The 23,098-nt window shown below is 52.4% G+C and carries 26 protein-coding genes and 1 riboswitch; of the genes, 23 read left to right on the top strand and 3 right to left on the bottom strand.

What is annotated here, in order from left to right:
- Positions 1–57 precede the first annotated feature (57 nt).
- Positions 58–1,185 (top strand): M20/M25/M40 family metallo-hydrolase, encoded by a 1,128-nt coding sequence (locus PGL01S_RS10640; protein ID WP_127494316.1) that lies wholly within the window; start codon positions 58–60, stop codon positions 1,183–1,185.
- Between the two features lie 41 nt (positions 1,186–1,226).
- Here the strand turns inward: PGL01S_RS10640 and mciZ are convergent, their stop codons facing one another.
- Positions 1,227–1,358 (bottom strand): Z-ring formation inhibitor MciZ, encoded by a 132-nt coding sequence (mciZ, locus tag PGL01S_RS10635; RefSeq protein ID WP_127494314.1) that lies wholly within the window; start codon positions 1,356–1,358, stop codon positions 1,227–1,229.
- Positions 1,359–1,459: 101 nt separating this feature from the next.
- Between mciZ and PGL01S_RS10630 the strand changes: the two genes are divergently transcribed.
- The 3 genes from PGL01S_RS10630 (at position 1,460) to fur (ending at position 3,299) form a co-directional block, all read left to right on the top strand.
- On the top strand, positions 1,460–2,017 hold the full coding sequence (locus tag PGL01S_RS10630) for an NUDIX domain-containing protein (RefSeq protein WP_127494312.1): 558 nt from the start codon (positions 1,460–1,462) through the stop codon (positions 2,015–2,017).
- An 86-nt stretch (positions 2,018–2,103) separates the two neighbouring features.
- Positions 2,104–2,748, top strand: a complete 645-nt coding sequence (spoIIM, locus tag PGL01S_RS10625; RefSeq protein WP_127494310.1) for a stage II sporulation protein M — start codon at positions 2,104–2,106, stop codon at positions 2,746–2,748.
- A 92-nt stretch (positions 2,749–2,840) separates the two neighbouring features.
- On the top strand, positions 2,841–3,299 hold the full coding sequence (gene fur, locus PGL01S_RS10620; protein WP_127494308.1) for a ferric iron uptake transcriptional regulator: 459 nt from the start codon (positions 2,841–2,843) through the stop codon (positions 3,297–3,299).
- Positions 3,300–3,356: 57 nt separating this feature from the next.
- Here fur and PGL01S_RS10615 read toward each other — a convergent pair whose 3' ends face one another.
- Positions 3,357–4,496: a S8 family peptidase gene (locus PGL01S_RS10615; RefSeq protein WP_164775439.1), complete on the bottom strand. Its 1,140-nt coding sequence runs from the start codon at positions 4,494–4,496 to the stop codon at positions 3,357–3,359.
- A 221-nt stretch (positions 4,497–4,717) separates the two neighbouring features.
- On the opposite strand from PGL01S_RS10615, the gene ald reads away from it, so the two are divergent.
- The 11 genes from ald (at position 4,718) to sigF (ending at position 14,081) form a co-directional block, all read left to right on the top strand.
- Entirely contained in the window at positions 4,718–5,860 is a 1,143-nt protein-coding gene (ald, locus tag PGL01S_RS10610; protein WP_127494303.1) for an alanine dehydrogenase, read from the top strand.
- A gap of 97 nt (positions 5,861–5,957) precedes the next feature.
- The gene (locus PGL01S_RS10605) at positions 5,958–6,182 is read left to right on the top strand and encodes a YqzK family protein (RefSeq protein ID WP_127494301.1); all 225 of its coding nucleotides are present in this window, start codon (positions 5,958–5,960) and stop codon (positions 6,180–6,182) included.
- 141 nt (positions 6,183–6,323) lie between these two features.
- Entirely contained in the window at positions 6,324–7,214 is an 891-nt protein-coding gene (gene xerD, locus PGL01S_RS10600) for a site-specific tyrosine recombinase XerD (RefSeq protein ID WP_127494299.1), read from the top strand.
- Positions 7,215–7,320: 106 nt separating this feature from the next.
- Complete coding sequence (gene deoB / locus PGL01S_RS10595; RefSeq protein WP_127494297.1) at positions 7,321–8,505, top strand: phosphopentomutase; 1,185 nt, start codon at positions 7,321–7,323, stop codon at positions 8,503–8,505.
- 25 nt (positions 8,506–8,530) lie between these two features.
- A complete protein-coding gene (locus tag PGL01S_RS10590; protein ID WP_174806547.1) occupies positions 8,531–9,361 on the top strand; it encodes a purine-nucleoside phosphorylase in 831 nt (276 codons plus the stop codon).
- Positions 9,362–9,471: 110 nt separating this feature from the next.
- On the top strand, positions 9,472–9,636 hold the full coding sequence (locus PGL01S_RS10585; RefSeq protein WP_015843935.1) for an aspartyl-phosphate phosphatase Spo0E family protein: 165 nt from the start codon (positions 9,472–9,474) through the stop codon (positions 9,634–9,636).
- A 27-nt stretch (positions 9,637–9,663) separates the two neighbouring features.
- Complete coding sequence (locus tag PGL01S_RS10580; RefSeq protein WP_127494295.1) at positions 9,664–10,992, top strand: pyrimidine-nucleoside phosphorylase; 1,329 nt, start codon at positions 9,664–9,666, stop codon at positions 10,990–10,992.
- Positions 10,993–11,173: 181 nt separating this feature from the next.
- On the top strand, positions 11,174–12,388 hold the full coding sequence (locus PGL01S_RS10575; protein ID WP_127494293.1) for a D-alanyl-D-alanine carboxypeptidase family protein: 1,215 nt from the start codon (positions 11,174–11,176) through the stop codon (positions 12,386–12,388).
- Between the two features lie 121 nt (positions 12,389–12,509).
- Positions 12,510–12,863 (top strand): anti-sigma F factor antagonist, encoded by a 354-nt coding sequence (spoIIAA, locus tag PGL01S_RS10570; protein WP_015843938.1) that lies wholly within the window; start codon positions 12,510–12,512, stop codon positions 12,861–12,863.
- Entirely contained in the window at positions 12,863–13,306 is a 444-nt protein-coding gene (gene spoIIAB, locus PGL01S_RS10565; protein ID WP_127494291.1) for an anti-sigma F factor, read from the top strand. Before spoIIAA ends, spoIIAB begins: the two co-directional genes overlap by 1 nt.
- Before the next feature lie 19 nt (positions 13,307–13,325).
- Positions 13,326–14,081 carry an RNA polymerase sporulation sigma factor SigF gene (gene sigF / locus PGL01S_RS10560; RefSeq protein ID WP_015843940.1) on the top strand — a complete coding sequence of 252 codons (756 nt, stop codon included), beginning with the start codon at positions 13,326–13,328 and terminating at the stop codon, positions 14,079–14,081.
- 32 nt (positions 14,082–14,113) lie between these two features.
- Here sigF and PGL01S_RS10555 read toward each other — a convergent pair whose 3' ends face one another.
- Positions 14,114–14,617: a P-loop NTPase family protein gene (locus tag PGL01S_RS10555; protein ID WP_127494289.1), complete on the bottom strand. Its 504-nt coding sequence runs from the start codon at positions 14,615–14,617 to the stop codon at positions 14,114–14,116.
- A 262-nt stretch (positions 14,618–14,879) separates the two neighbouring features.
- Between PGL01S_RS10555 and PGL01S_RS10550 the strand changes: the two genes are divergently transcribed.
- From PGL01S_RS10550 to ribB, 8 genes are all read left to right on the top strand, one after another.
- The gene (locus tag PGL01S_RS10550; RefSeq protein WP_127494287.1) at positions 14,880–15,530 is read left to right on the top strand and encodes a stage V sporulation protein AA; all 651 of its coding nucleotides are present in this window, start codon (positions 14,880–14,882) and stop codon (positions 15,528–15,530) included.
- A complete protein-coding gene (locus PGL01S_RS10545) occupies positions 15,517–15,951 on the top strand; it encodes a stage V sporulation protein AB (protein ID WP_127494285.1) in 435 nt (144 codons plus the stop codon). Before PGL01S_RS10550 ends, PGL01S_RS10545 begins: the two co-directional genes overlap by 14 nt.
- 31 nt (positions 15,952–15,982) lie before the next feature.
- Positions 15,983–17,623 (top strand): spore germination protein, encoded by a 1,641-nt coding sequence (locus PGL01S_RS10540; protein WP_127494410.1) that lies wholly within the window; start codon positions 15,983–15,985, stop codon positions 17,621–17,623.
- Between the two features lie 138 nt (positions 17,624–17,761).
- Positions 17,762–19,090, top strand: coding sequence for a diaminopimelate decarboxylase (gene lysA / locus PGL01S_RS10535; RefSeq protein ID WP_127494283.1), 1,329 nt, complete (start codon positions 17,762–17,764; stop codon positions 19,088–19,090).
- Positions 19,091–19,143: 53 nt separating this feature from the next.
- Positions 19,144–19,575: a peptidylprolyl isomerase gene (locus PGL01S_RS10530; protein WP_127494281.1), complete on the top strand. Its 432-nt coding sequence runs from the start codon at positions 19,144–19,146 to the stop codon at positions 19,573–19,575.
- Positions 19,576–19,606: 31 nt separating this feature from the next.
- Positions 19,607–19,814: riboswitch (FMN riboswitch) on the top strand.
- A gap of 264 nt (positions 19,815–20,078) precedes the next feature.
- Positions 20,079–21,185: a bifunctional diaminohydroxyphosphoribosylaminopyrimidine deaminase/5-amino-6-(5-phosphoribosylamino)uracil reductase RibD gene (gene ribD, locus PGL01S_RS10525; RefSeq protein ID WP_127494278.1), complete on the top strand. Its 1,107-nt coding sequence runs from the start codon at positions 20,079–20,081 to the stop codon at positions 21,183–21,185.
- A gap of 15 nt (positions 21,186–21,200) precedes the next feature.
- On the top strand, positions 21,201–21,872 hold the full coding sequence (gene ribE / locus PGL01S_RS10520; protein WP_127494276.1) for a riboflavin synthase: 672 nt from the start codon (positions 21,201–21,203) through the stop codon (positions 21,870–21,872).
- A 35-nt stretch (positions 21,873–21,907) separates the two neighbouring features.
- Positions 21,908–23,065 carry a 3,4-dihydroxy-2-butanone-4-phosphate synthase gene (gene ribB, locus PGL01S_RS10515; protein ID WP_127494274.1) on the top strand — a complete coding sequence of 386 codons (1,158 nt, stop codon included), beginning with the start codon at positions 21,908–21,910 and terminating at the stop codon, positions 23,063–23,065.
- The last annotated feature ends 33 nt before the right edge of the window (positions 23,066–23,098 follow it).

Here is a 23,098-nt window from a genome sequence, read left to right as displayed (position 1 = left end):
TTTAAAAAACAAGCTCCCGTCTATTGTAATCGAAAACAGAGAGCGGAGGAAATAGTTATGGTGAATCAGGAACGGATCGTCAGTGAGTTTATCGAACTCGTCAAGGTAGACAGCGAGACGAGATTCGAGCAGGAAATCAGCAAAGTGCTGAAGGCAAAGTTTTCGGAGCTGGGTCTTTCCATTGAGGAAGATGACGCGATGGAAAAAACGGGGCATGGCGCAAACAATTTGTTCGCTTATTTGGAAGGTACCGGAGAAGCAGGCGCGCCTACGATTTTGTTCACGTCCCATATGGATACCGTAGCGCCTGGAAATGGCATTAAGCCGCAAATTGACAGTGACGGTTACATACGAAGCGATGGCACAACGATACTCGGCAGCGACGATAAAGCAGGTCTTGCCGCCATGCTTGAAGCGATCCGGGTGCTTAAGGAAAACAACATTCCTCATGGACCGATCCAATTTGTCATTACCGTAGGAGAAGAATCCGGCCTTCTTGGCGCACGGAATATGGATGCCTCCAAGCTGAAAGCTTCGTTTGGTTATGCGATCGATTCCAACGGTTCGATTGGGGACATGGCCGTAGCAGCGCCTACCCAAGCGAAAGTCATCATGAAGCTGCATGGCAAGTCGGCGCATGCCGGCGTAAATCCGGAAGATGGCATCAGCGCGATTCAAGTAGCCGCAAAAGCAATCTCCCGTATGCCGCTTGGGCGTATCGACAAAGAGACAACGGCTAATATCGGCAGCTTTGAGGGCGGCGGCGCGACCAATGTCGTCTGCGATTTCGTGAAGCTGGTAGCGGAAGCGCGCAGTATCGTGCAGGAGAAGCTGGACCGTCAGGTGGACGCCATGCGCGAGGCGCTGGAGAGTGCGGCAGAGGAGTTTGGGGCAAAAGCGGAATTTGAAAGCCAATTAATTTACCCGGCTTATGTCCATGACGATCATTCGCCGGTTGTCCAACTGGCCAAATCGGCGGCAACGGCAATCGGACTTACGCCGCGCACGTTCCATTCCGGGGGCGGCAGCGACGCGAATATTTTCAATGGTCTCGGCGTGCCTACGGTCAATCTGGCCGTTGGTTACGAGCATATCCATACAACGAAGGAACAGATCAAGGTCGTTGACCTTGTGAAAATTACGGAGTTCGTGATCGAGATCATCAAACAAGCAGCTAAAGGTTAACAACGGTGAATAAACGGCTTGTCCAAGGCAGGATAAGCCGTTTATTTCGTTTTTTGCGGGGTAAGCAGCTTTTGAAGCGGGATATCCATTCGGGAAAGCTTGCGGAGCTGGCTTTGAATTTCCCAGGCTTTGCCGACGAGTCTCAGTTCATTATGCGTTAGATATTGTTTCATCCTTCACACGCTCCTTTGCGTATTTCGTATATGCAATGGATATGTAAGAAGGGGACAAGTTATTCCGTATTTCATCATTCGAAGAACAGGGGAGAATCAGGATGACTCAGAACAACGAGCTTTGGCGGGAAGAAACTATCAGCACGCAACCTATTTTCGAGGGGAAAATGATTACGCTTCAGGTGGACACCGTAGCGATGCCGGATGGCCGTACGGCTACGCGCGAGATTGTAAAGCATCCGGGTGCGGCAGCCGTTATGGCGCTGCTTGACGGCAAGCTGCTAGTTGTCGAACAGTTCCGCAAGCCGCTGGAGAAGTTCCAGATCGAAATTCCCGCAGGCAAGCTGGATGCCGGAGAAGATCCGATGGAAGCCGCGGCACGCGAGCTGGAAGAGGAGACCGGCTACAAGTCAAACAGCCTGAAGCTTGTCAGCGGCTTTTTCACCTCGCCCGGCTTTGCCGACGAGAAGCTGTACTTGTATTTCGCGGAAAATGTGACGGCGGGCACGCAGCATACGGATGAGGATGAGTATTTGCAGGTAGAAGCGATTACGCTGGAGCAAGCGGAGGCTTATATTGCGGAAGGCCGGATCAGCGACGCAAAGACGATACTGGCCGTGTATGCATGGAAGCTTTATCTGTTAACGGGTACGATCTAAACTTGTCCCGACCGCTCTCTTGGACGTCATACGGTGAATAAAGGGAACATACACTTTATCATCAAGACAAGAAGGGAGAGTGTTCCATGCGTTCGCCAGCTTTTCAAGACGCGGTAAAAAACCAGCTGACCTTGTATGTATTCGTCGCCGTACTGTTTGTTGTAGGAGCCATATTCGGCGGGCTGATGGTCAACGCTTTGACACTGGAGCAGCAGCAGGATTTGGCGGCGGATGTGAATCAATATATCAGGCTGGTGAATGACGGCGTGACGCCCGATGCGGCGCAGTCGTTCTGGGACAGCTTTATCTTTCATGGCAAATGGCTGTTTTTGTTGTGGTTTCTAGGCATATCGGTAGTGGGGATTCCGTTCGTGCTTGCGCTGGATTTTCTGAAAGGGGCGCTGGTCGGCTTTGCGGTAGGGTCTTTAATCTCCCAGCATGCCTGGAAAGGAGTATTGTTCTCGCTGGCCTCCGTCGCTCCGCCGAATCTGATCGTAGTGCCGGCCATTATGATAACCAGCGTTGCGGCCATTACCTTTTCGACCTATGTCATCAAAAATCGCCTGCTCCAGCAAAAAGGAGCTTTGGCTCCTCAAGTCGCGGCGTTTACGTCTACGGCACTGCTTATGCTGCTGCTTTTGGCCGGTGCATCTTTGCTGGAAGCGTATCTTTCGCCTTACTTCATGCAGTGGGCGGCTCCTTATCTGACTGGGGCTGCAACAGCCGTCTAACGGCAAAATGTTTGACTTTAGGAATGGTTAACCCCTATAATGAAAGCAAACGTTTCCTGATGTTGGCGCAGACATGTGGTAGGGGGGAAATCATGGAAGCCCGGATTGAGAAGATAAAACAACAGTTGCAGTCGCAGGGCTACAAATTAACCCCGCAGCGTGAAGCAACCGTTCGCGTATTGCTTGAGAATGAAGAGGATCACTTAAGCGCCGAGGATGTATTCATGCTCGTAAAGGACAAGGCCCCGGAAATCGGACTCGCTACGGTATACCGTACGCTCGAATTGCTGAGCGAAATGCATGTAGTCGAGAAACTTAACTTTGGTGACGGCGTTGCCCGCTATGACCTTCGTACGGATAGCAGCAAGCACCATCATCATCATCTGATTTGCGTACAGTGCGGCGCAATGGACGAGATCAAGGAAGATTGGCTTCTTCCATTGGAGGAACGGCTGGAGCAGGAATACGGCTTTACCGTTATCGACCATCGTCTCGACTTCCAAGGCGTATGTCACCGTTGCAACGCGAATAATGACAAAACAAATGAATAAACGGCTTTGCTGCCCAGCGTAACTGGACGGCAAAGCCGTTTTGGCGTTTTTTGGGCGTTATATGCGATCCAGCTGCAGGAGGCCGGCTCCTTGTTTGTTCTCGCTCTCGGACGGAAGCGGGTGCGCCCAGCTCTTAAGCTGCTCCGTTACCTGGGTTGGGCTAAGTCCCGACTGCTTGGATAACAGGAGGGCAACGCCGCCGGCTGCATGCGGGGAGGACATACTGGTGCCGGACAGCGACATGTATCCGCCATTCAGCCATGTGGACTTTATCTGCTCGCCCGGTGCGGCAAGGTCAATGCCGGAACCGCGGCTGCTAAAGCCGGTTATTTTATCCGACAGGTCGGTAGCGGCGATGGCCATTACTTCGGGAAATGAAGCAGGGGCGTCAATCATGCCGTTATCTTCCGTGCCGGAGTTGCCGGCAGAAGCCACAATGACGATTCCTTTATTATAGGCTTTCGTAATTACGTCCCGCAGCGCTCGGCTTACGGAAGTTCCTACAAGGCCAAAACTCATATTGATGACATCCATCTTGTTGCGGATGCACCAGTCAACGCCGGAGATGATGCTGGATACGTATCCGCCGCCGCGGCTGTCCAGCGCCTTAATGGCATAAAGCTCGACATCGGGGGCTATCCCTTTAATCCCGTCCAAGCCTTGAGCTGCGGTGATTCCCGCGACATGGGTGCCGTGACCGTTATCGTCCGCGTAGCTGCCGCCACGAATCGTGTTGACTCCTCCCGCGATCCGCAGATTGGGATGCGCTGCAATTCCCGTATCGATAATCGCGACCTTTATCTTTCCGCCGGTAACCCGCGGCCAGGCTTCATGGGCTTTGACGCGACAAATATTCCATGTCAGCTCGGGCGGGCATGCCGACATTGCATGGACCTTTTTGCTTCTCGCCGATACCTTATGCTTCCTGAAAAGATGAACCCGGATCCGGACATCGCTCTCGATCCTTTTTACTTCCGGGTGTCTCGCAATGGGTCTCCAAGGACGGCGCTTGTCGAAATGGCAGCCGATCGTACGGAGGGCCGGCATCCGTTTGTAAGGCTTTAACCCTTTGATACGCAGCTTTCTGAGATATTTTTTATATGATCGACCCGTTTTGAAAGTAATTAATTTACGAAAAGTATTTCTGGATGGGACACGCTTTGAGCTAGTGAACAGCAGCTTTTCCAGCTTTGGCATATACATTCTCCTATTCGTTCTATATAAAGATCGTCAAAGCCAATGAAAATGTGCTTGTTCAGTGTATGGAGAGCCAGCAGCGTTCGTTATGGACACCTGTACGGAATAAAAGCACATATTTTTTGATCGGGCTGGAAAAGGTACGCTTATGGGCTAACATTTGTCCCTAAAGCTACATACAACATAGTAGATAGCGCGCCATATTCCAGGAGGGGAAGCTAATGATTATCGGCGTTCCGAAGGAAATTAAATCGAGCGAGTACCGTGTTGCGCTTACCCCGGCGGGCGTAACCATGCTGAAGGCGGCAGGCCATAAGGTGATTGTGGAGACGAAAGCCGGCGAAGGAAGCGGATTTGAGGATCGGGATTACGAGGCGGAAGGTGCTGAGATTCGAGGGAACGCATCGGAGGTATGGACAGAAGCGGATATGATCATGAAGGTCAAGGAGCCGCTTAAGGAAGAATACGCCTATTTTCGCGAAGGACTGATCTTGTTTACGTATTTGCATCTTGCCGCGGCCCCCGAGCTTACGCGAGCTCTGATGGACAGCGGAGTAACGGGGATTGCTTACGAGACGATTCAGCTCGCAAACGGAAGCCTGCCCTTGTTAACGCCGATGAGCGAAGTGGCGGGACGCATGTCCGTACAGGTGGGTTCGCAGTTTCTTGAAGCTTTTAACGGCGGCAGGGGAGTGTTGCTTGGAGGCGTTCCCGGAGTGCCGCCCGCTGAGGTCGTTATTATTGGCGGCGGAATTGTAGGAACCAACGCAGCGAAAATAGCATTAGGCATGGGCGCTAACGTTGTTATTTTGGAAAAAAGCACAGACCGCATGAGATACCTGGATGATGTGTTTGGAGGGCGGCTTCGGACGGTGATGTCGAGTCCCTATAATATTGCGGAAGCTGTAGGAAAAGCGGATCTACTGATTGGAGCGGTATTGATACCGGGAGCAAAAGCGCCGCATCTGGTAACGGAAACGATGGTGCAATCCATGAAAAAAGGCTCCGTTATTGTCGATGTCGCGGTTGACCAGGGCGGGTCGATTGCAACCGTTGACCGACCAACCACGCACAAGGATCCCATCTATATCAAGCATGGCGTGATCCATTATGCGGTCGCCAACATTCCGGGTGCCGTTCCGCGTACGTCCACCTTTGCTTTAACGAATGTTACGATGCCGTATGCGCTTGATCTTGCAAGCCGGGGGTGGGAGGCGATTAGAAGCAGCGTGCCGCTGCAGAAAGGCGTCAACACTCACAGAGGCACTGTCACCTATGAGCCTGTCGCTGAGGCTTCGGGACTCCCCTACACCTCCCTGCAGCGCTGGCTGGACAGCATCGCTTTCGACAATCTTGAGCCTTAACTTCAGGCGATTCCAGGCGTAATTAAAGGTATAACCGCAATGCCTCCTTCATAGATTGTTACGGATGGACAACCGTAAAATTAAAGGAGGAAGGCAGATGGTCCTCTCCCTGCGCAGATGGTTAAGCCGTATCCTGTTTGTTGTGATATTCACCTTATTGCTTTTGATCGTGACGGGCAGCTATCGCTGGCTGGTTGACGCGATTGCGCCCGTCCACCCTTATAGAGAGCCCAAAGGGGCTGCATTGAAGGTTTTCCAGGCTGATGCGGAAAAGGGCAGCATGGCGGATCGGCTAAGATGGTTTTATTGGTATGGGGAATGATATACCCTGTTATAAAATAAAGTGAAAAAGCAGGATTTGAACGGCCGGTTGTGGAATAGTTGGTTAGCAGGATAACTTGCCCGCAGACAAGGTCCATAGTCCTATGGCCTTGATCATCCTTCTTGAACGAAAGGAACCGGCATGAAAGCTCAAGTAGAATCCTTTATACAATATTTAATGAACGAGCGCGCCTTATCCAGCAGTACGCTGGAGTCTTACGGACGTGATTTGCAAGGCTTGCTCGACTATCTGGAACAGCAATCGATTGCGAATGTGGCCGACGTGGGGCGTCACCATTTGTCGCATTATTTACTGCGTCTGAAAGAGAGCGGACGCAAGACTTCGACGGTATCGCGGCATATCGCGTCCATACGCGCCTTTTTTCATTATTTGGCGGTAAATGGATATATTCAGCTGAATCCCGCCATCTACATAGAGTCCCCCAAGCAGGAAAAGAAAGAACCAAGCGTGCTGTCGATGGAGAACGCCGGCCAGCTGCTTGAAACGCCTCAGCCGGTTACGGCTGCCGGGAAGCGGGACAAAGCAATGCTGGAACTCCTGTATGCCACCGGGATACGGGTGTCCGAGCTGATCTCGCTTAATGTGGACAGCGTGAATGCGCAATTAAACATCATTCGATGCGTAGGCAGCGGCATGAAAGAACGGATTATCCCGTTTGGGCGAATGGCGGCAGCTGCTCTTGACGATTATTTGTCGAATGGCAGAGCGGAGCTGCTCCGGCAATCGGAGGACGAGCCCGCTTTGTTTCTCAATCAGCTTGGCACCCGGATGACGAGGCAGGGCTTCTGGAAGATGGTTAAGAAATACGCGAAGGAAGCGGGAATCTCCGATGAGATTACACCGCATACTCTTCGCCATTCGTTTGCGGCGCATTTGCTGGAGAACGGGGCTGATCTTCGGGCGGTCCAGGAGCTGCTTGGCCATGCGGACATTTCGACCACCCAGCGTTATACGAAGGTCTCCAAGGTGAAAATGAAGGACATATATTCAAATGCCCATCCCCGGGCTTGATTGCAAGAATGGCAACGAGAAGCGTGTTTCCATTCTTTAGGTTTACGCTTACGAAGTAAGAATGGCAACAATAAATCGTGTTGCCATTCTTTTTAGGAGGATACCCATGAAATTTGATCGTATTGCAGTAATCGTATTAGACAGCGTCGGCATCGGCGAATTGCCGGATGCGCCGTCCTTCGGAGACAGCGGTTCCCATACCCTTGGCCATATTATCGAACGCGTGCCTTCCATTCAACTTCCGAATCTGCGCCGCTGGGGACTTGACCGGATCGCCGATCTGGCGGACTGGAAGCCGGAAGGGGAAGCAGCCGCTTATTACGGCAAAATGGCTGAAGTCTCGGTTGGCAAAGATACGATGACCGGTCATTGGGAGCTGATGGGGCTTAACATTACCGTACCGTTCCAGACTTTCCCGGAAGGCTTTCCGGCTGAACTGATTCAGGCTTTTGAGGAGCGTACCGGCCGCAAGGTAATCGGCAACAAGCCGGCCAGCGGCACCGAGATTCTGGATGAGTTAGGCGCGGAGCAGATGCAGACAGGGGCCTGGATTGTTTATACGTCCGCCGACAGCGTGTTCCAGATTGCGGCTCACGAGGACGTTATACCGCTCGAGGAGCTGTACCGCGGCTGCGAGATTGCCCGTGAATTAACGATGGACGAGCGGTTTGCCGTTGGACGGGTTATCGCTAGGCCGTATGTCGGATCACCCGGCGCTTTCAAGCGGACGCCGAACCGTCACGATTATGCGGTAAAACCGCCCGAAGCTACCGTCCTGGACCTGCTGAAGGACAACGGGCTCGATACCATCGCCATCGGCAAGATTAACGATATCTTTGACGGCGAAGGGATTATGGCGACAACGTCGACCAAAAGCAACGCCGACGGGATTGCCCGTACGGTTGAAGCATTGAAAAAACCGTTCAAAGGTTTGCTGTTCACCAATCTTGTCGATTTCGATTCCCTGTACGGACACCGGCGCGATCCGGAAGGTTACGCTAGAGCCCTGGAGGAGTTTGATCGTGCGGTACCGGAGCTCGAGAGCACGCTTGGGGAACGAGACCTTCTAATCGTAACGGCCGATCACGGCAATGATCCAACCCATCCGGGAACCGACCATACGCGAGAATACGTACCGATTCTGTTGTACAGCCCGGCATTTGCAAATCCGGAGCGTCTGGACGCAAGAGCAACCTTCTCGGATCTCGGCGCTACAATCGCCGAAAATTTCGGCGTTCCAACGCCGCCAAACGGCGCAAGCTTTTTAAGCTTGCTGAAGACCAAAGAGTAATAAGAATGAAGAGGAGGAACTAACGATGAGTTCAACTACAATGACAGCAGCGCAGATTAAGGAGGCTGCTTCTTTTATCGCCGGCAAAGTACAGGTGAAGCCGGAGATTGGCCTGATTATGGGCTCCGGGCTTGGCGTGCTTGGCGATCATATCGAAAACCCGGTTACGATCGACTATAGCGAGATTCCGCATTTCCCGGTTTCAACGGTTGAAGGCCATGCGGGGGAGCTGGTAGTCGGAACCCTGTCAGGCAGAGCCGTCGTGCTTATGCGCGGCAGATTCCATATGTACGAAGGATACGGACCTGAGCTGACGGCATTTCCTGTTCGCGTCATGAAGGCGCTTGGCGTGTCGTCCTTGCTGGTAACAAATGCGGCAGGCGGCGTGAATCTCGATTATGAGGCCGGCAACCTGATGTTGATCTCCGACCATCTGAACATGACGGGAAAAAACCCGCTGATCGGTCCTAATGACAATGAGCTAGGCGTAAGATTCCCGGACATGTCCGAAGCCTACAGCAAGCGTCTGCGCGCGATTGCCCGCGAAACGGCGGCTAAACAAGGCCTTAAGCTGCAAGAGGGCGTTTATGCAGGGCTGCTTGGGCCAACGTACGAGACGCCTGCCGAAATTCGCATGCTGCGCGTATTGGGTGCGGATGCTGTCGGCATGTCGACTGTTGCGGAAGTCATTGCTGCCCGCCATTCCGGCATTGAGGTTCTCGGTATTTCCTGCATCAGCAATATGGCGGCAGGGGTGCTAGACCAGCCATTGTCGCATGACGAGGTTATAGAAACGACGGAACGCGTAAAAGCTGAATTTTTGGCGCTGGTGAAGGAAGTCATCCGACTTTTTTAGTAGATCTTTGTAATAAAAATGTAACATTCGGCTCGACGGAATATGACAGTATTTGATGGCGTGGTCGTCGTATAATGTCCATGATTATGCGATGATGGAGTGGAGAAAAAGTGGATAAGCTATTACTCGTCGAAATCGAGCAGCTTAGAGGGAAAATGGTTGAAAAAGCAATGAAAAAGAAAACATTTGTACATCGTGAGGTGCTCCAGCTGAGTCAGATGCTGGACGAACTGATCGTTCGGCAACAAATGCTGCGGGCGCATTCTCATAAATGACTGCGCGGCAGAAACGGAGTGAATAACATGCGAGCAGTAGATCTAATACAAAAGAAGCGGGACGGCGGAGAGCTGACTGCAAAAGAATTGACGTTTCTGGTGGATGGCTATTGCGATGGGGACATTCCGGATTATCAGATGTCGGCTTGGGCTATGGCGGTACTCTTCCGGGGAATGACACCGGCCGAGACGGCGGCGCTTACGCTTGCCATGGCGAATTCGGGAGACCAGGTAGATCTGGCTCCGATTGCGGGAGTAAAGGTAGACAAGCACAGCACGGGCGGCGTAGGCGACAAAACAACGCTGATTATTGCCCCGCTTGTTGCATCCGTTGGCGTTCCGGTTGCCAAAATGTCCGGCAGAGGACTTGGCCATACCGGAGGAACTATCGACAAATTGGAATCGATTGCAGGCTTCCAGACGGAGCTGACGAGGGAGAAATTCCTCGAACAAGTGAATGAGCTTGGATTATCGGTAATCGGACAAAGCGGAAATCTGGCACCGGCAGACAAAAAGCTGTACGCGCTGCGGGATGTGACGGCTACCGTCGAATCCATTCCGTTAATCGCGAGCTCTGTCATGAGCAAGAAGATTGCGGCCGGTGCCGATGCCATCGTGCTGGATGTGAAGACGGGAAGCGGCGCTTTCATGAAGACCGTGGATGATTCCGAGAAGCTGGCCCAGGCCATGGTGGATATCGGTACCGAGGTGGGCCGGCAGACGGCTGCTGTCATTAGCGATATGGATCAGCCGCTTGGCTTCGCTATCGGCAATGCTCTGGAAGTCCGGGAAGCGATTGAAACGCTGCAGGGCAACGGTCCCGCGGATCTTACCGAATTATGTCTTACCTTGGGCGCGCATATGGTTGTTCTTGGCGGAAAAGCTTCGACGGTTGCAGAAGCGAAAGGGCTGCTTCAAAGCCAGCTTGATAATGGCGAAGCCTTTGCCAAATTCAAGCAGTTTGTCGCCGCGCAAGGCGGCGATGCGTCGGTCGTGGATGACGTTAATCGGTTACCGCAGGCTGCGGAGCTAGTTGAGGTAAAAGCCGCGTCCGCAGGGTATATCGCTGCGATTGATGCGGAAGAGCTTGGAATCGCAGCGATGCTGCTGGGCGCCGGCCGGGCAACGAAGGATGCGTCCATAGACTATTCCGTCGGCATCACGATCCGCAAGAAGGTTGGGGATTCGGTGAGCGAAGGCGACACGCTTGCCGTGCTTCATACGCGCGCTCAGGATTCCGCCGTGGAGGAAGTTTTGAATAAAGTCCGCGAAGCTTACGCCGTAGCGGCCGAGAAGCCTGAAGAACGTCCGCTTCTCTTATCCGTAGTTACAGCAGAAGGAACGAAGCGCTACTAGTCCCGTTTCATATACCGCCGTACTCCCTTAAGGAGTACGGCGTTTTTTTGTTAAGTTCGACATCTATTTCCGTGGAATAATTTTCTTGAAAGAGGTCAAGACTGGAGAAGACAATATAGCCCAATTGCGGTGTAAAACTTATGCGACAAGAACCGCATCATCTTTGAAGGAGACCTGCACAATGAAAAAAGTTTGTACGAAGCTGTTCATTCTATTCGCTGCATTTGCCCTAACCGCAATGCCGGCTGCTGCTAACGCCAATGCCGTAACTAGCGCGAAAGAGCCCGTTCCCGGCGCTCAAGGCCAGCAGCAGACCGCATCGCTTGATCTAGCACCTTCCGCGCGCTCCGCGGTCCTGATGGATGCGGACAGCGGAACCGTTATTTACGAGAAGGACAGCAACGTCAAGCTTCCTCCGGCGAGCATTACGAAAGTCATGACGATGCTGCTGATCATGGAAGCATTGGACGACGGGAAAATCAAATTGACCGATAAGGTGCCAACTAGCGAATACGCGGCATCTATGGGCGGTTCCCAAATTTTCCTGGAACCCGGTGAAGAAATGACGGTTGACGAAATGTTGAAAGGGATCGCGATGGCTTCCGGCAACGATGCCTCTGTCGCCATGGCGGAAAAACTCGCGGGTTCCGAGCAGCAATTCGTTGTGATGATGAATGAGAAGGCGCAGCAGCTTGGCTTGCAAAATACGCATTTTGCCAACTGCAATGGGCTGCCGGCTGCCGATCATTACACTTCCGCGCATGATATTGCCGTCATGTCTCGCGAGCTGCTGAAGCATTCCGAGATTACGAAGTATACCGGCTCCTACCAGGATTATTTGCGCAAGTCATCGGAGAAACCGTTCTGGCTCGTAAATACGAACAAGCTTGTAAGGTTCTACAGCGGTGCCGACGGACTTAAAACAGGCTTCACGAATGAAGCGAAGTTCTGTTTAACCGCAACGGCTAAACGCGATAACCTGCGAGTGATCGCGGTTGTAATGGGCGAGCCTAATACCAAAACAAGAAATGCCGAAGTATCGCAGATGCTGGACTTCACATTCGCGCAATACACGACCCATCCGATCTTCAAAGAAGGGGACACGATGGGAACGATCAAGGTCGAGAAGGGCGCAGTACGGGAAATTCCGCTGGTTGCTAAGCATCCTTATAGCATTTTGCTCAAAAAAGGAGCGGCTACGCAGGATATCCGTTACGAGCTGCAAATCGATCAACCGCTTAAAGCGCCGGTTGCGATCGGACAATCCATCGGCAAGCTTGTCGTCTATCAGGGCGACCAGGTTGTGAAGGAGTTCCCGGTAGACGCGCCTCAGTCGATTGATAAAGCCGGTTGGTTCAAACTTCTTAAACGTTCCTTCGGCGGGCTTTTCTCTTAGCGCATTTTGTCAGCTTCTAGCGCTTCTCTTCTAGTTTTGTCGCCGTGCAGGAAACCTGGGGATTCGCGGAGAAATCGTAGTGCGATCCAATAGCGAAGCCCAAAGGAGTTGAACGGCGACAATGAGTCTGCAAGCAGAACTGGAGCATTACCGTAATGTACTGATCGTGCGTCTCCGCGGAGAACTTGACCATCATACGGCGGATATTGTCCGCAATAAGATGGAGGCGGAGATCATGAGAGGGGAAAGCCACCACATTATTCTAAGCCTGAAGGATCTGCAGTTTATGGACAGCTCCGGATTAGGCGTCATTTTGGGCAGATACAAGCAGATTCGCAGCAAAGGCGGCAAAATGGTCGTATGCGACGTGAACCCGAGTGTCTACCGCCTGTTTGAAATGTCGGGCTTGTTTAAGATAATGAGCATTTACGACAATGAAAGAATGGCGATTTCTAGTCTGGAGGTGGTCTCGTAATGGGACGCAACGAAATGACGTTATCCTTTAGCGCCCGGTCGGAAAATGAGGCTTTTGCCCGTATTGCGGTGGCATCTTTCGTGTCGCAGCTGGACCCGACGCTTGAAGAACTGAACGATTTGAAGACGGCTGTGTCTGAAGCGGTTACGAATTCGATTATTCACGGCTATGACAGCGATCCTGCCGGCAAGGTAACCATTGAAGCCTCCATTGACGGTGACGTGGTTTCCATTGCGATTTGGGATAATGGCAAGGGAATCGAGGATTTGGAGCTGGCGCGTCAGCCGCTTTTCACCTCTAAGCCGGAAATGGAACGTTCGGGCATGGGCTTTACGATTATGGAAAATTTCATGGACCGTTTCGAAGTAACCAGTGAGCTGGGCCAAGGTACGCGGGTAGCGATGCTTAAGCGTATTGAATCGAAAAAAGCGCTGTATAACTAGCGTATAGGGGTTGAACCTCATGGATGTCGATTTGAAGCAAACGGCTCAGCCGTATTTGGATGATGCGGAAGTCAAACGCTTGATAGCGTTAAGTCAATCCGGCGATACGATCGCCCGGGATACGCTTGTTCAATGTAACATAAGATTGGTTTGGTCAGTCGTGCAGCGGTTCATTAACCGTGGTTACGAGCCGGAGGATTTGTTCCAAATCGGGTGTATCGGGCTGCTGAAGTCCGTCGATAAATTCGACCTGTCCTATGACGTGAAGTTCTCTACCTATGCGGTGCCGATGATTATTGGCGAGATTCAGCGCTTTTTGCGTGATGACGGTACGCTGAAGGTCAGTCGTTCATTGAAAGAGACGGCGAATAAGGTTCGGAAAATGAAGGATGAGCTGTCCAAGACGCTTGGCCGTCTGCCGACGGTCAGCGAAGTGGCGGATCGGCTGGGCATCACGCCGGAGGATGTAGTCTTCGCGCAGGAAGCGAACAAGCCGCCGACTTCCATTCACGAAACCGTATTCGAGAATGACGGCGATCCGATTACCTTGATGGATCAAATAGCGGACGATTCCCAGGAGCGCTGGTTCGACAAGCTTGCCTTAATCGAAGCGATTGAGGGCTTGAGCGAGCGCGAGCGCCTGATCGTATACTTACGTTACTATAGGGATAAAACCCAATCCGAAGTCGCCAGCCGTCTGGGGATATCCCAGGTTCAGGTGTCGAGGTTGGAGAAGAAAATTTTGCAGTCTATACGAGAACAAATTGCGCAATAACCGCGCAAAAAGACCAAATGGCAGCAGCCTTTTCAAGGCGCTGCAAAGCCATTTGGTCTTTTCTTTTTTGTCTCGCTGCAGCGGACAACCTTATCTCCATGCTCCTGCAGCTTGGCTTCAAACGTGGTTTTGTTCCGCTCGAAATCGTTTGTCCACTTGAACATCATACGGAGCATATGAAGATCGGGCTTGTAATGACAAGGCTCCAAACCAAGCTTTTGCTTTAAGAAGCGGGATACAATTCTCCAGCGCCGTACCTTGAGCGGCGTATCCACAAAAATAATCTTCTCCGCCATCTGGTAAAGGAATTGGTAGGAGTCCCGGTCTGTCCCCTCCAATATCCATGATCCGTTACGGTCAATGTCCATAATGATTTCAAGCTGCTCTTCGGCCGTCCTCTTCGTTCTCCCCGATTCAATGCGATGATGAACGATAGCATCAAGCTCATACCAGGGAATACGAAGCTGCTCGGATAATTGCTTGGCCAGCGTCGTTTTGCCACTTGCCACGATGCCGACAATAAATATTTTGTTCATCCCCGTTCCTTCCCCAAATTGTTCAAAAAACGTTTGGCCTCGCTTGGCGATGTGGACTTGCCCGCTCCGCCTGATCCTATGATGGCAATTCGTTTCATTGTGTCCTCCAAAGGTTGATTGATCTTTACTAATTCCACCCGGCGAAGGTTAATCCTTGCGGGAGTTTCAATTTTTTACCTCTATAAGCATGACTATCCGGTATCTCCTTTTCTCATACTAACAGGGAAGTAAACCCTAAGCGGGAACAAAGGAATGATGACAGATGGAAGCAACTGAGCCATCCGCCCTCTATCTGCGACTAAAGAAGAAAGTAAGCATCCGGCCGGAGCGCAGCGTAACGCTGGGACAGGTGTCCAGGATGCTGGCGCCTAACGAGAAGCTGGAACAGGAGCTTAGCGAGCTTGTGCTGTACCGCCATCACAAGGGGGATGGTAACCGGGTCGTCATTGACCTGCTTCAGATCGTGCGGGTAGTCAGGGAAGCGGCTCCGGAACTATCCGTGGAAGCTTACGGCGATCCGCAGGTTCTTATCATGATATCCCCCAAACCGCAGAAGCCGCGTATTGCCGTGCTTATTTTCGCCTGGCTGCTGCTCTTTTTCGGAGCGGGACTTGCGATTATGAACTTCCACACGGATGTCAGCATGAAGGAGGTTCATATCCGAATCGTCGAGCTTCTGACCGGCAAGCGGACCGATCACCCTTTATGGTTCCAGATCCCGTATTCGATCGGAATTGGCCTAGGCATGATTCTGTTTTTCAACCATCTCTTCAAGAAGCGGTTCAACGAAGAACCCAATCCTCTGGAGGTGGAGCTGTATACGTATCAGGAAAATGTAAATGCCTACGTTATCGCGGACGAGATGCGCAAAAAAAACCGCCAGCACGGAGAGCGGTGCGATGACGATGGGTGATTGGCTGATGCACATATTCGTGATATTGCTCGGTCTCTCCGGAGGGCTTGCGGTCGGCAGCGGACTGGTCGCGTTTTTGATCATACTCGATCTTATCCCTAGGCTTGCCCAGATTGCTTACGCCTATCGCGTGTCCGTATGGTTTGAGACTGCTGTTATTTGCGGTTCAATGTACTGGACGTTCGCCGACTTTCTGGATTGGCGGTTAATGCTGCCGAAAGCGATTATTCTGACGGTTTCCGGTCTGATGACCGGCATGTTCGTCGGTATGCTGGCTGGAGCATTGACCGAGGTTATGAACGTGCTGCCGATTCTGGCGAAACGAATGAATCTATCCGATTATCTGGTTGGTCTTGTGATGGCAATGGTGCTGGGCAAAACACTGGGTTCTTTGTTTGATTGGCTGTATTTCCAGTGGTAGCAAGTATAACAGACACGAAAGGTTGATGACGATGACGGACCGGGAGAAGGACCGGGAACATTCGAGCGGGGAACCCCCGTTTATGTACATACCGGAAGCGCAGAAAAACGAAGAGCAGGGAATAGCTATCCCGACGCCACCTTTCGAATTAACCGAGCGGACGGCTAAACACGGTCAGGCGCTTGCGAGGCATGACAAGGCCGAGGGCAAGGACGATGTGATCCCCGACAGTCTGGACGAGGTCTTTGAGCGGCTTGAGAACGAAGTCGGTTATAAAGTAAGCTTTGATATCGTCGTGCGCGAAATGACGTTTGGAGAAAGGCGCGTTGCCTTTTTCTACATGAATGGCCTCGCCAAAGATACGATTCTGACCGAAATTCTCAAACGGCTCACTTATTTGCAACCCGACGATGTCTCCGGTGATGCTTTTCATGATTTCCTGCATTTGTATGTGCCTGCCGCGCAGGTGGATAAGAAGGATAAATGGAATGAGATGCTGACCTTTGTCCTATCCGGAGCGACTGCCATGTTTATTGACAAAGAGCCGCATGCCATCATTATTGATGCCAAAGCCTTCCCGGCGCGCAACCCGGAGGAGCCGACTCTTGAACGCGTTGTGCGCGGCAGCCGCGACGGCTTTGTCGAGACGCTTATGACCAACATCTCGCTTGTGCGCAGGCGCCTGCGCGATCCCCAGCTCCGTTACGAGCTTCTCAGGGTTGGTGAGCGTACGCAGTCCGATATTTGCATTGCTTATATCAACGACCTTGCGGATCCCGAGTTAGTCAAATCGATTAAGGATAAAATCAAACTGGTCCATATTGACGGGCTGCCGCTTGCGGATAAGCAGCTGGAGGAAGCGACCGTTCAACGGGGGTGGAATCCATTCCCGCTCGTGAGGTATTCCGAACGCCCGGATGTAGTTGCCGCCCATCTGCTGGAAGGCTCCGTCGTGGTGTTTGTGGATACTTCGCCAAGCGCGATGCTTCTGCCGACGACTTTCTTTGACTTGATTCAGCATGCCGAGGAAAACCGGCAGACCCCGTTTATCGGAACGTACCTGCGATGGGTTCGTTTTCTCGGAATATTCTCCTCGTTGTTCCTGTTGCCTTTATGGCTGCTGTTCGTAGTGCATCCGGAGCTTAAGCCGCAGGCTCTAGCCTTCCTGGGACCGGAGAAAATCGGCAAGCTGCCGCTGATCGTACAGTTTCTGATCGTCGAGGTTGGCGTCGATCTGATGAGGCTCGCTTCGGTGCATACGCCGTCAACGCTGGCGACCGCCGTATCCCTCGTTGCGGCCATCATGGTTGGCGATATCGCGGTGAAGACAGGGCTTTTCATCAACGAGGTTATTCTCTATATGGCGATAGCCGCCGTCGGAATGTTTGCGACGCCAAGCTATGAGCTGGGGCTGGCGAACCGTATCGTCAGGCTTGTGCTGATCATAGCCGTATCGTTGTTTAACGCGCCGGGATTTGTCATTGCGACAACCGCGATTCTGATGATGCTGAGCATGCAGCGTTCGTTCAACCGCCCGTACATGTGGCCGTTTATTCCGTTTGATTACAGAGCGATGTGGAACATCATCGTGAGGAAGCCGGTGCTCAAAAACCGTACTCGTCCCAACCTGCTCCGACCGCAGCAAAGCGACAAAATGCCGAGGACCGAATAGCGACCAAGAAATACAAATGAAATGTGAATTTATCCATTTCTCTCAAGGGTAGATTGCGATATACTGTGGCTATTGGTGCAAATCGTAATCAACTTCTATTACGTTCCTGTAGTAGATATCTGAGGGGGAGCATAATTCGTGTACTTACATGGCACAAGCAAAATTAATGCCCAGGGACATTTGGAGATTGGCGGAGTTGATGTAACGGATCTGGCGAAAGAGTACGGCACGCCGCTATACATTGTCGACGAGACGCTAATTCGTCAACGGGCGAATGAATACGTATCCGCATTTAAGGAATCCGGTCTGAAATTCCAGGTTGCCTACGCTAGCAAAGCATTCTCGGTTATGGCGATGTGCGCTATTGCCGATCAAGAGGGCTTGTCGCTCGACGTTGTATCCGACGGAGAGCTGTATACCGCTCTGCAAGCAGGTTTTCCTGCAGCCCGCATCCATTTCCACGGCAACAACAAAACGCCGGACGAAATCAACATGGCGCTGGACGCCAACATTGGATGCTTCGTTGTAGACAACTTTGTCGAGCTTCACCTGCTGAACGCGCTTGCGGCGGACAAAGGCAAAAAAGTAAAAATCCTGTTCCGCATTACGCCGGGCGTAGAAGCGCATACGCATGAATATATTTCGACTGGCCAGGAAGACTCGAAGTTTGGTTTTGACCTTGGCAACGGTGCCGCGAAGCAGGCCATTCAGGAAGCCCTTCAGCTTTCGAATCTCGAAATTTTGGGCGTGCATTCCCATATCGGTTCCCAGATTTTCGAAGTCGACGGTTTCCGCATGGCGGTTGACAAGGTTGTAGCTTTCGCGGTACAAATCCGCGACGAGCTGGGACTAACCTTCAAGGTGATCAATCTTGGCGGCGGCTTTGGCATCCGTTACGTGGAAGGCGACACCCCGCTTCCTGTAGCCCAATATGTGGCTGCCATTACCGACTCGGTTATTTCGAATTTCTCGGCCGCAAACTTCCCGCTGCCCGAGATTTGGGTTGAGCCGGGCCGCAGCATCGTTGGGGATGCAGGCACAACGCTGTATACCGTAGGCACTATGAAAGACATTCCGGGCGTACGCAAATATATCGCGGTGGACGGCGGCATGATGGATAACCCGCGTCCGGCACTGTATCAGTCCCAGTACGAAGCGATTCTGGCGAACCGCGCGAACGAAGCGAATACGGAAACCGTTACAATCGCGGGCAAAGCCTGCGAGAGCGGCGACAAGCTTATCATTGACCTTGAGCTGCCCAAAGCGGTAACGGGCGATTTGCTTGCCGTTTCCTGCACGGGCGCTTATAACTACTCGATGGCGAGCAATTACAACCGTTTCCGCCGTCCTGCCGTTGTCTTCGTAAAAGACGGCCAATCCGACCTCGTCGTGCAGCGCGAATCGCTTGAAAATATCGTCGGCAACGACGTAATTCCGGCAAGACTTCTCAAATCGCTTGCTAAGTGAGGGAGATTTTTGGTAACGTAGTCTTATTCGACATAGAAAGGTAGATGTTAGACATGGCTAAACAAGCAAAAATCACACTTGAGAACGGCGCAGAGGTTATTCTCGACCTGTTCGACCAAGATGCTCCAAATACGGTAGCAAACTTCGAAAAACTTGCAAACGAAGGCTTCTATAACGGCGTGGTATTCCACCGCGTTATCCCTGGTTTCGTTGCGCAAGGCGGCTGCCCTAACGGCACAGGCACTGGCGGTCCAGGCTACACCATCAACTGCGAGATCAACCCGAACAAGCATGAACGCGGTACTCTCGCTATGGCACACGCGGGCCGTAACACAGGCGGAAGCCAATTCTACATCTGCTATCAGCCGCAGCCTCATCTGGACGGCCAACATACCGTTTTCGGCAAAGTTGCTAAAGGCATGGAGCATGTTGACGCGTTCAAAGGACGCGATAAAATGCAAAAGGTTGAAGTTTACGAAGTTTAATGTTAAGATACTAACAAATTTATAGTTTGTGGCTTACCTTCGGGGCAGGGTGAAAATCCCAACCGGCGGTGATCGAGCGGCGCTTGCACAACAGGAATCACCTGCGTGCGGCGCTTACTCGTCAGTCCGTGACCCGGGCCATCCCAGGCAAGAGCGATTCATCGCATTGCGTGGGGAGGAACGGTGGACCTGGTGCAAATCCGGGACCGACAGTATAGTCTGGATGGGAGAAGGGGACACATTTGATGCGATTGCGTCTGAGCGTTCATGCTTATTTTTCTTGTGCTTATTTTCACAAGTTAGATAGGTTTGTTTGAAATATAAGAAAGTATATATTCTTTATATTTTTATACTGGACTTATATTTCTTCCGCGAAACATTTGCGGTTCCCTATTGGGACGGCAACATCGTTTGCGTTTGAACCGTTTCTATTTGCAAGCATTTAATGGTTATTTTTCCCACCCCCGTTGGCTAAGCTGGCTAATGGGGGTGTTTTTGCATTTATGGAAATTTTAAACGATTCGTATTATATGAATCTTGCTCTTGAGCTAGCCGCCAAAGCCTCCGGGCAGACCGGCATTAATCCGGTTGTCGGCTGCGTCGTAGTGAAGGATGGACGCATTATTGGCGTTGGTACCCACCTTAAGCGGGGAACTGGTCACGCGGAGGTGCATGCGCTGCAGATGGCCGGCGACGAAGCGGAAGGGGCCACGGTGTATGTAACGCTAGAGCCGTGCAGCCATTACGGCAAAACGCCGCCATGCTGCGAGCGCATTATTAATGCGAAGGCTGCCCGCGTCGTTGTGGCGACCACGGATCCCAATCCGCAGGTTGCGGGCAGAGGGATCGCGCGTCTCCGGGAGGAAGGCATCGAGGTAGAGGTTGGACTGCTAGAAGAGCAATCCCGGAGCATGAACGAGAAATTCAACAAGTATATTACGTCCCGGCTGCCTTACGTAACGCTGAAGACGGCAAGCACGCTGGATGGCAAAATCGCTTCCCATACGGGAGACAGCCGCTGGATTACGGGCTCAGCCGCTCGCGAACAGGTGCATACACTGCGCCACCAGCACGAGGCGATTATGGTGGGCATCGGAACTTTGCTGGCGGATGATCCTCAGCTTACGACCCGCGCGGCTGTTCCGGCGATACATCCGGTTCGGATTATCGTGGACAGCAAGCTTCGGCTGCCGCAGGACGCAAGGGTAGTGACGGATGGCTTATCCCGCACGATTGTACTCGCTTCTGCGAAAGCTGATCCGGCTCGCGAGAAGGCGCTCACCGAAGCCGGCGTTGAGGTCATCCGATGCGGCGACGGCGAGCAGGTCGATCTGGCTGAAGCGATGCGCAAGCTTGGCGAGCTGGAGATTGGTTCGATCCTTCTGGAGGGCGGCGGCAAGCTTAACGGCGCCATGCTGGAAGCCGGACTAATCGATAAGATCATGATCTACATGGCAACCAAGATTATCGGCGGTTTTGACTCCCCCGGCACCTTTACGTTCGCCGGGTTCGAGAAAATGTCGCAGGCCATTGAACTGGACAATGTGAAGGTGGAAATGGCAGGAGAAGATATTTGCATATCGGGATATCCGGTATATGGTAATGAATAGATTGGGGGAGTGCCCGTGTTTACCGGCCTGATTGAGGAAGTTGGCACTTTAAGACGGGTTAAGAAGCAAGGCGAAGCGATGGTTCTGACGGTAGAAGCTTCCAAGGTTACGGAAGGCGTTGCCCTTGGCGACAGCATTTCCGTAAACGGCGTGTGTTTAACCGTCATTGCCTTCGACCGGACATCGTTTGACGCGGACGTGATGCCGGAAACCTACCGGAAGTCCAATCTGCATCAGCTCCGCCCAGGCCAGGACGTGAATCTGGAGCGGGCGATGATGGCCGGGGGGCGGTTCGGCGGTCACATCGTGCAGGGGCATGTCGACGGGGTTGGCGTGATCACCGGCCGGGAGACGGATGCGAACGCGGTTGTATTCGCCATACGGCTGTCTGACGACGAAATGATGAGGTATGTCATTCCGAAGGGCTCTATTACGATTGACGGAATCAGCCTAACGGTAGTCGGTACCAATGCCACTGGCTTCTCGGTATCGGTGATCCCGCATACGTTGGGAGAAACCGCGCTGATGAACAAGAAAGCCGGCGATTCGGTTAATATCGAATGCGATGTCATCGGCAAATACGTCGATCATCTGCTGCATTACAAACCCTCCGGCAGACCGGGTTCTTCCGGGCGGACCGAATCAAAGCTCAGCGCAGCTTTTTTAAGCGAAAATGGTTTTTTGTAAACACCAGGGTAACCGGATAGCAGGGAGGGAAATTGATGAATAGACAAGAGTTGGAACTGCAAGAAGATCTGTTTGACTCGATGGAAGCCGCGCTGGAGGATTTGAAGGCCGGCAAGCCGATTATCGTAGTGGACGACGAGGACCGCGAGAATGAGGGAGATTTGATTGCCCTGGCGGAGACCGCGTCGCCGGAAGTTATTAATTTCATGATTACGGAAGCACGCGGCTTGGTCTGCGTCCCTATTACGCGGGAGCGCGCCGAGCAGCTTGATCTGCCGCCGATGGTTCAGCATAATACCGACTATCACGGCACGGCTTTTACGGTATCCGTGGATCACGTATCCACGACGACGGGCATCTCGGCTTACGAGCGCTCGCAGACGGTTAAAGCATTGATTGACCCGGCGACGAAAGCAACGGATTTCCGCAAGCCGGGACATATTTTCCCGCTGGTAGCGAAGGATGGCGGCGTCATTCGCCGCGCGGGCCATACGGAAGCCGGAATCGATCTCGCGCGCATGTGCGGCTCGGAGCCCGCTGCAGTCATTTGCGAGATAATCAAAGAGGACGGGACGATGGCCCGCCTTCCGGATCTAATCGCTTTCAAGGAGAAGCATAACCTGAAGCTGATTACCATCCAAGGAATGATTGCTTACCGCAACGCCATGGAAAAGCTTGTCGACCGCATCGTAGAGGTTGACATGCCAACGGACTTCGGAAACTTCCGGGCGATTGCCTTCTCCAATCAGGCAGACGGCAAAGAGCATATCGCGTTTGTCAAAGGCAAGATTGCTTCTGATAAGCCGGTGCTTGTCCGCGTCCATTCGGAATGCCTGACGGGGGACGTTTTCCATTCGCACCGCTGCCAATGCGGCCCGCAGCTGCAGTCGGCGCTGGAACAAATCAATGAGGAAGGCAGCGGCATTCTTCTTTATATGCGCCAGGACAGTCAAGGACTCGTGAACAAGCTGAAAAATTATGCCCAGCTTGACCAAGGCGCGGATAAAGAAGAGGTTAAGCCTAAGATGGATCTTCGCGATTACGGCGTGGGTGCTCAAATTTTGCGTGACCTGGGTGTCCGCCAAATGCGCCTGCTCACGAATAACCCGCGCAAGATCAGAGGCCTTGAGGGTCACGGAATCGAGATCGTGGAACGGGTACCAATTGAAATTCGCGAAGGCGGCAAGAAATAAAGCAAGCTAAAATATTAAACATAATGACCAGGA

Origin of the sequence: Paenibacillus glycanilyticus NBRC 16618, assembly GCF_004000805.1 — a bacterium.
Lineage (GTDB): Bacteria > Bacillota > Bacilli > Paenibacillales > Paenibacillaceae > Pristimantibacillus > Pristimantibacillus glycanilyticus.
Note: the sequence above shows the minus strand (reverse complement) of the source record. Positions and strands in the feature narration are given on the sequence as shown.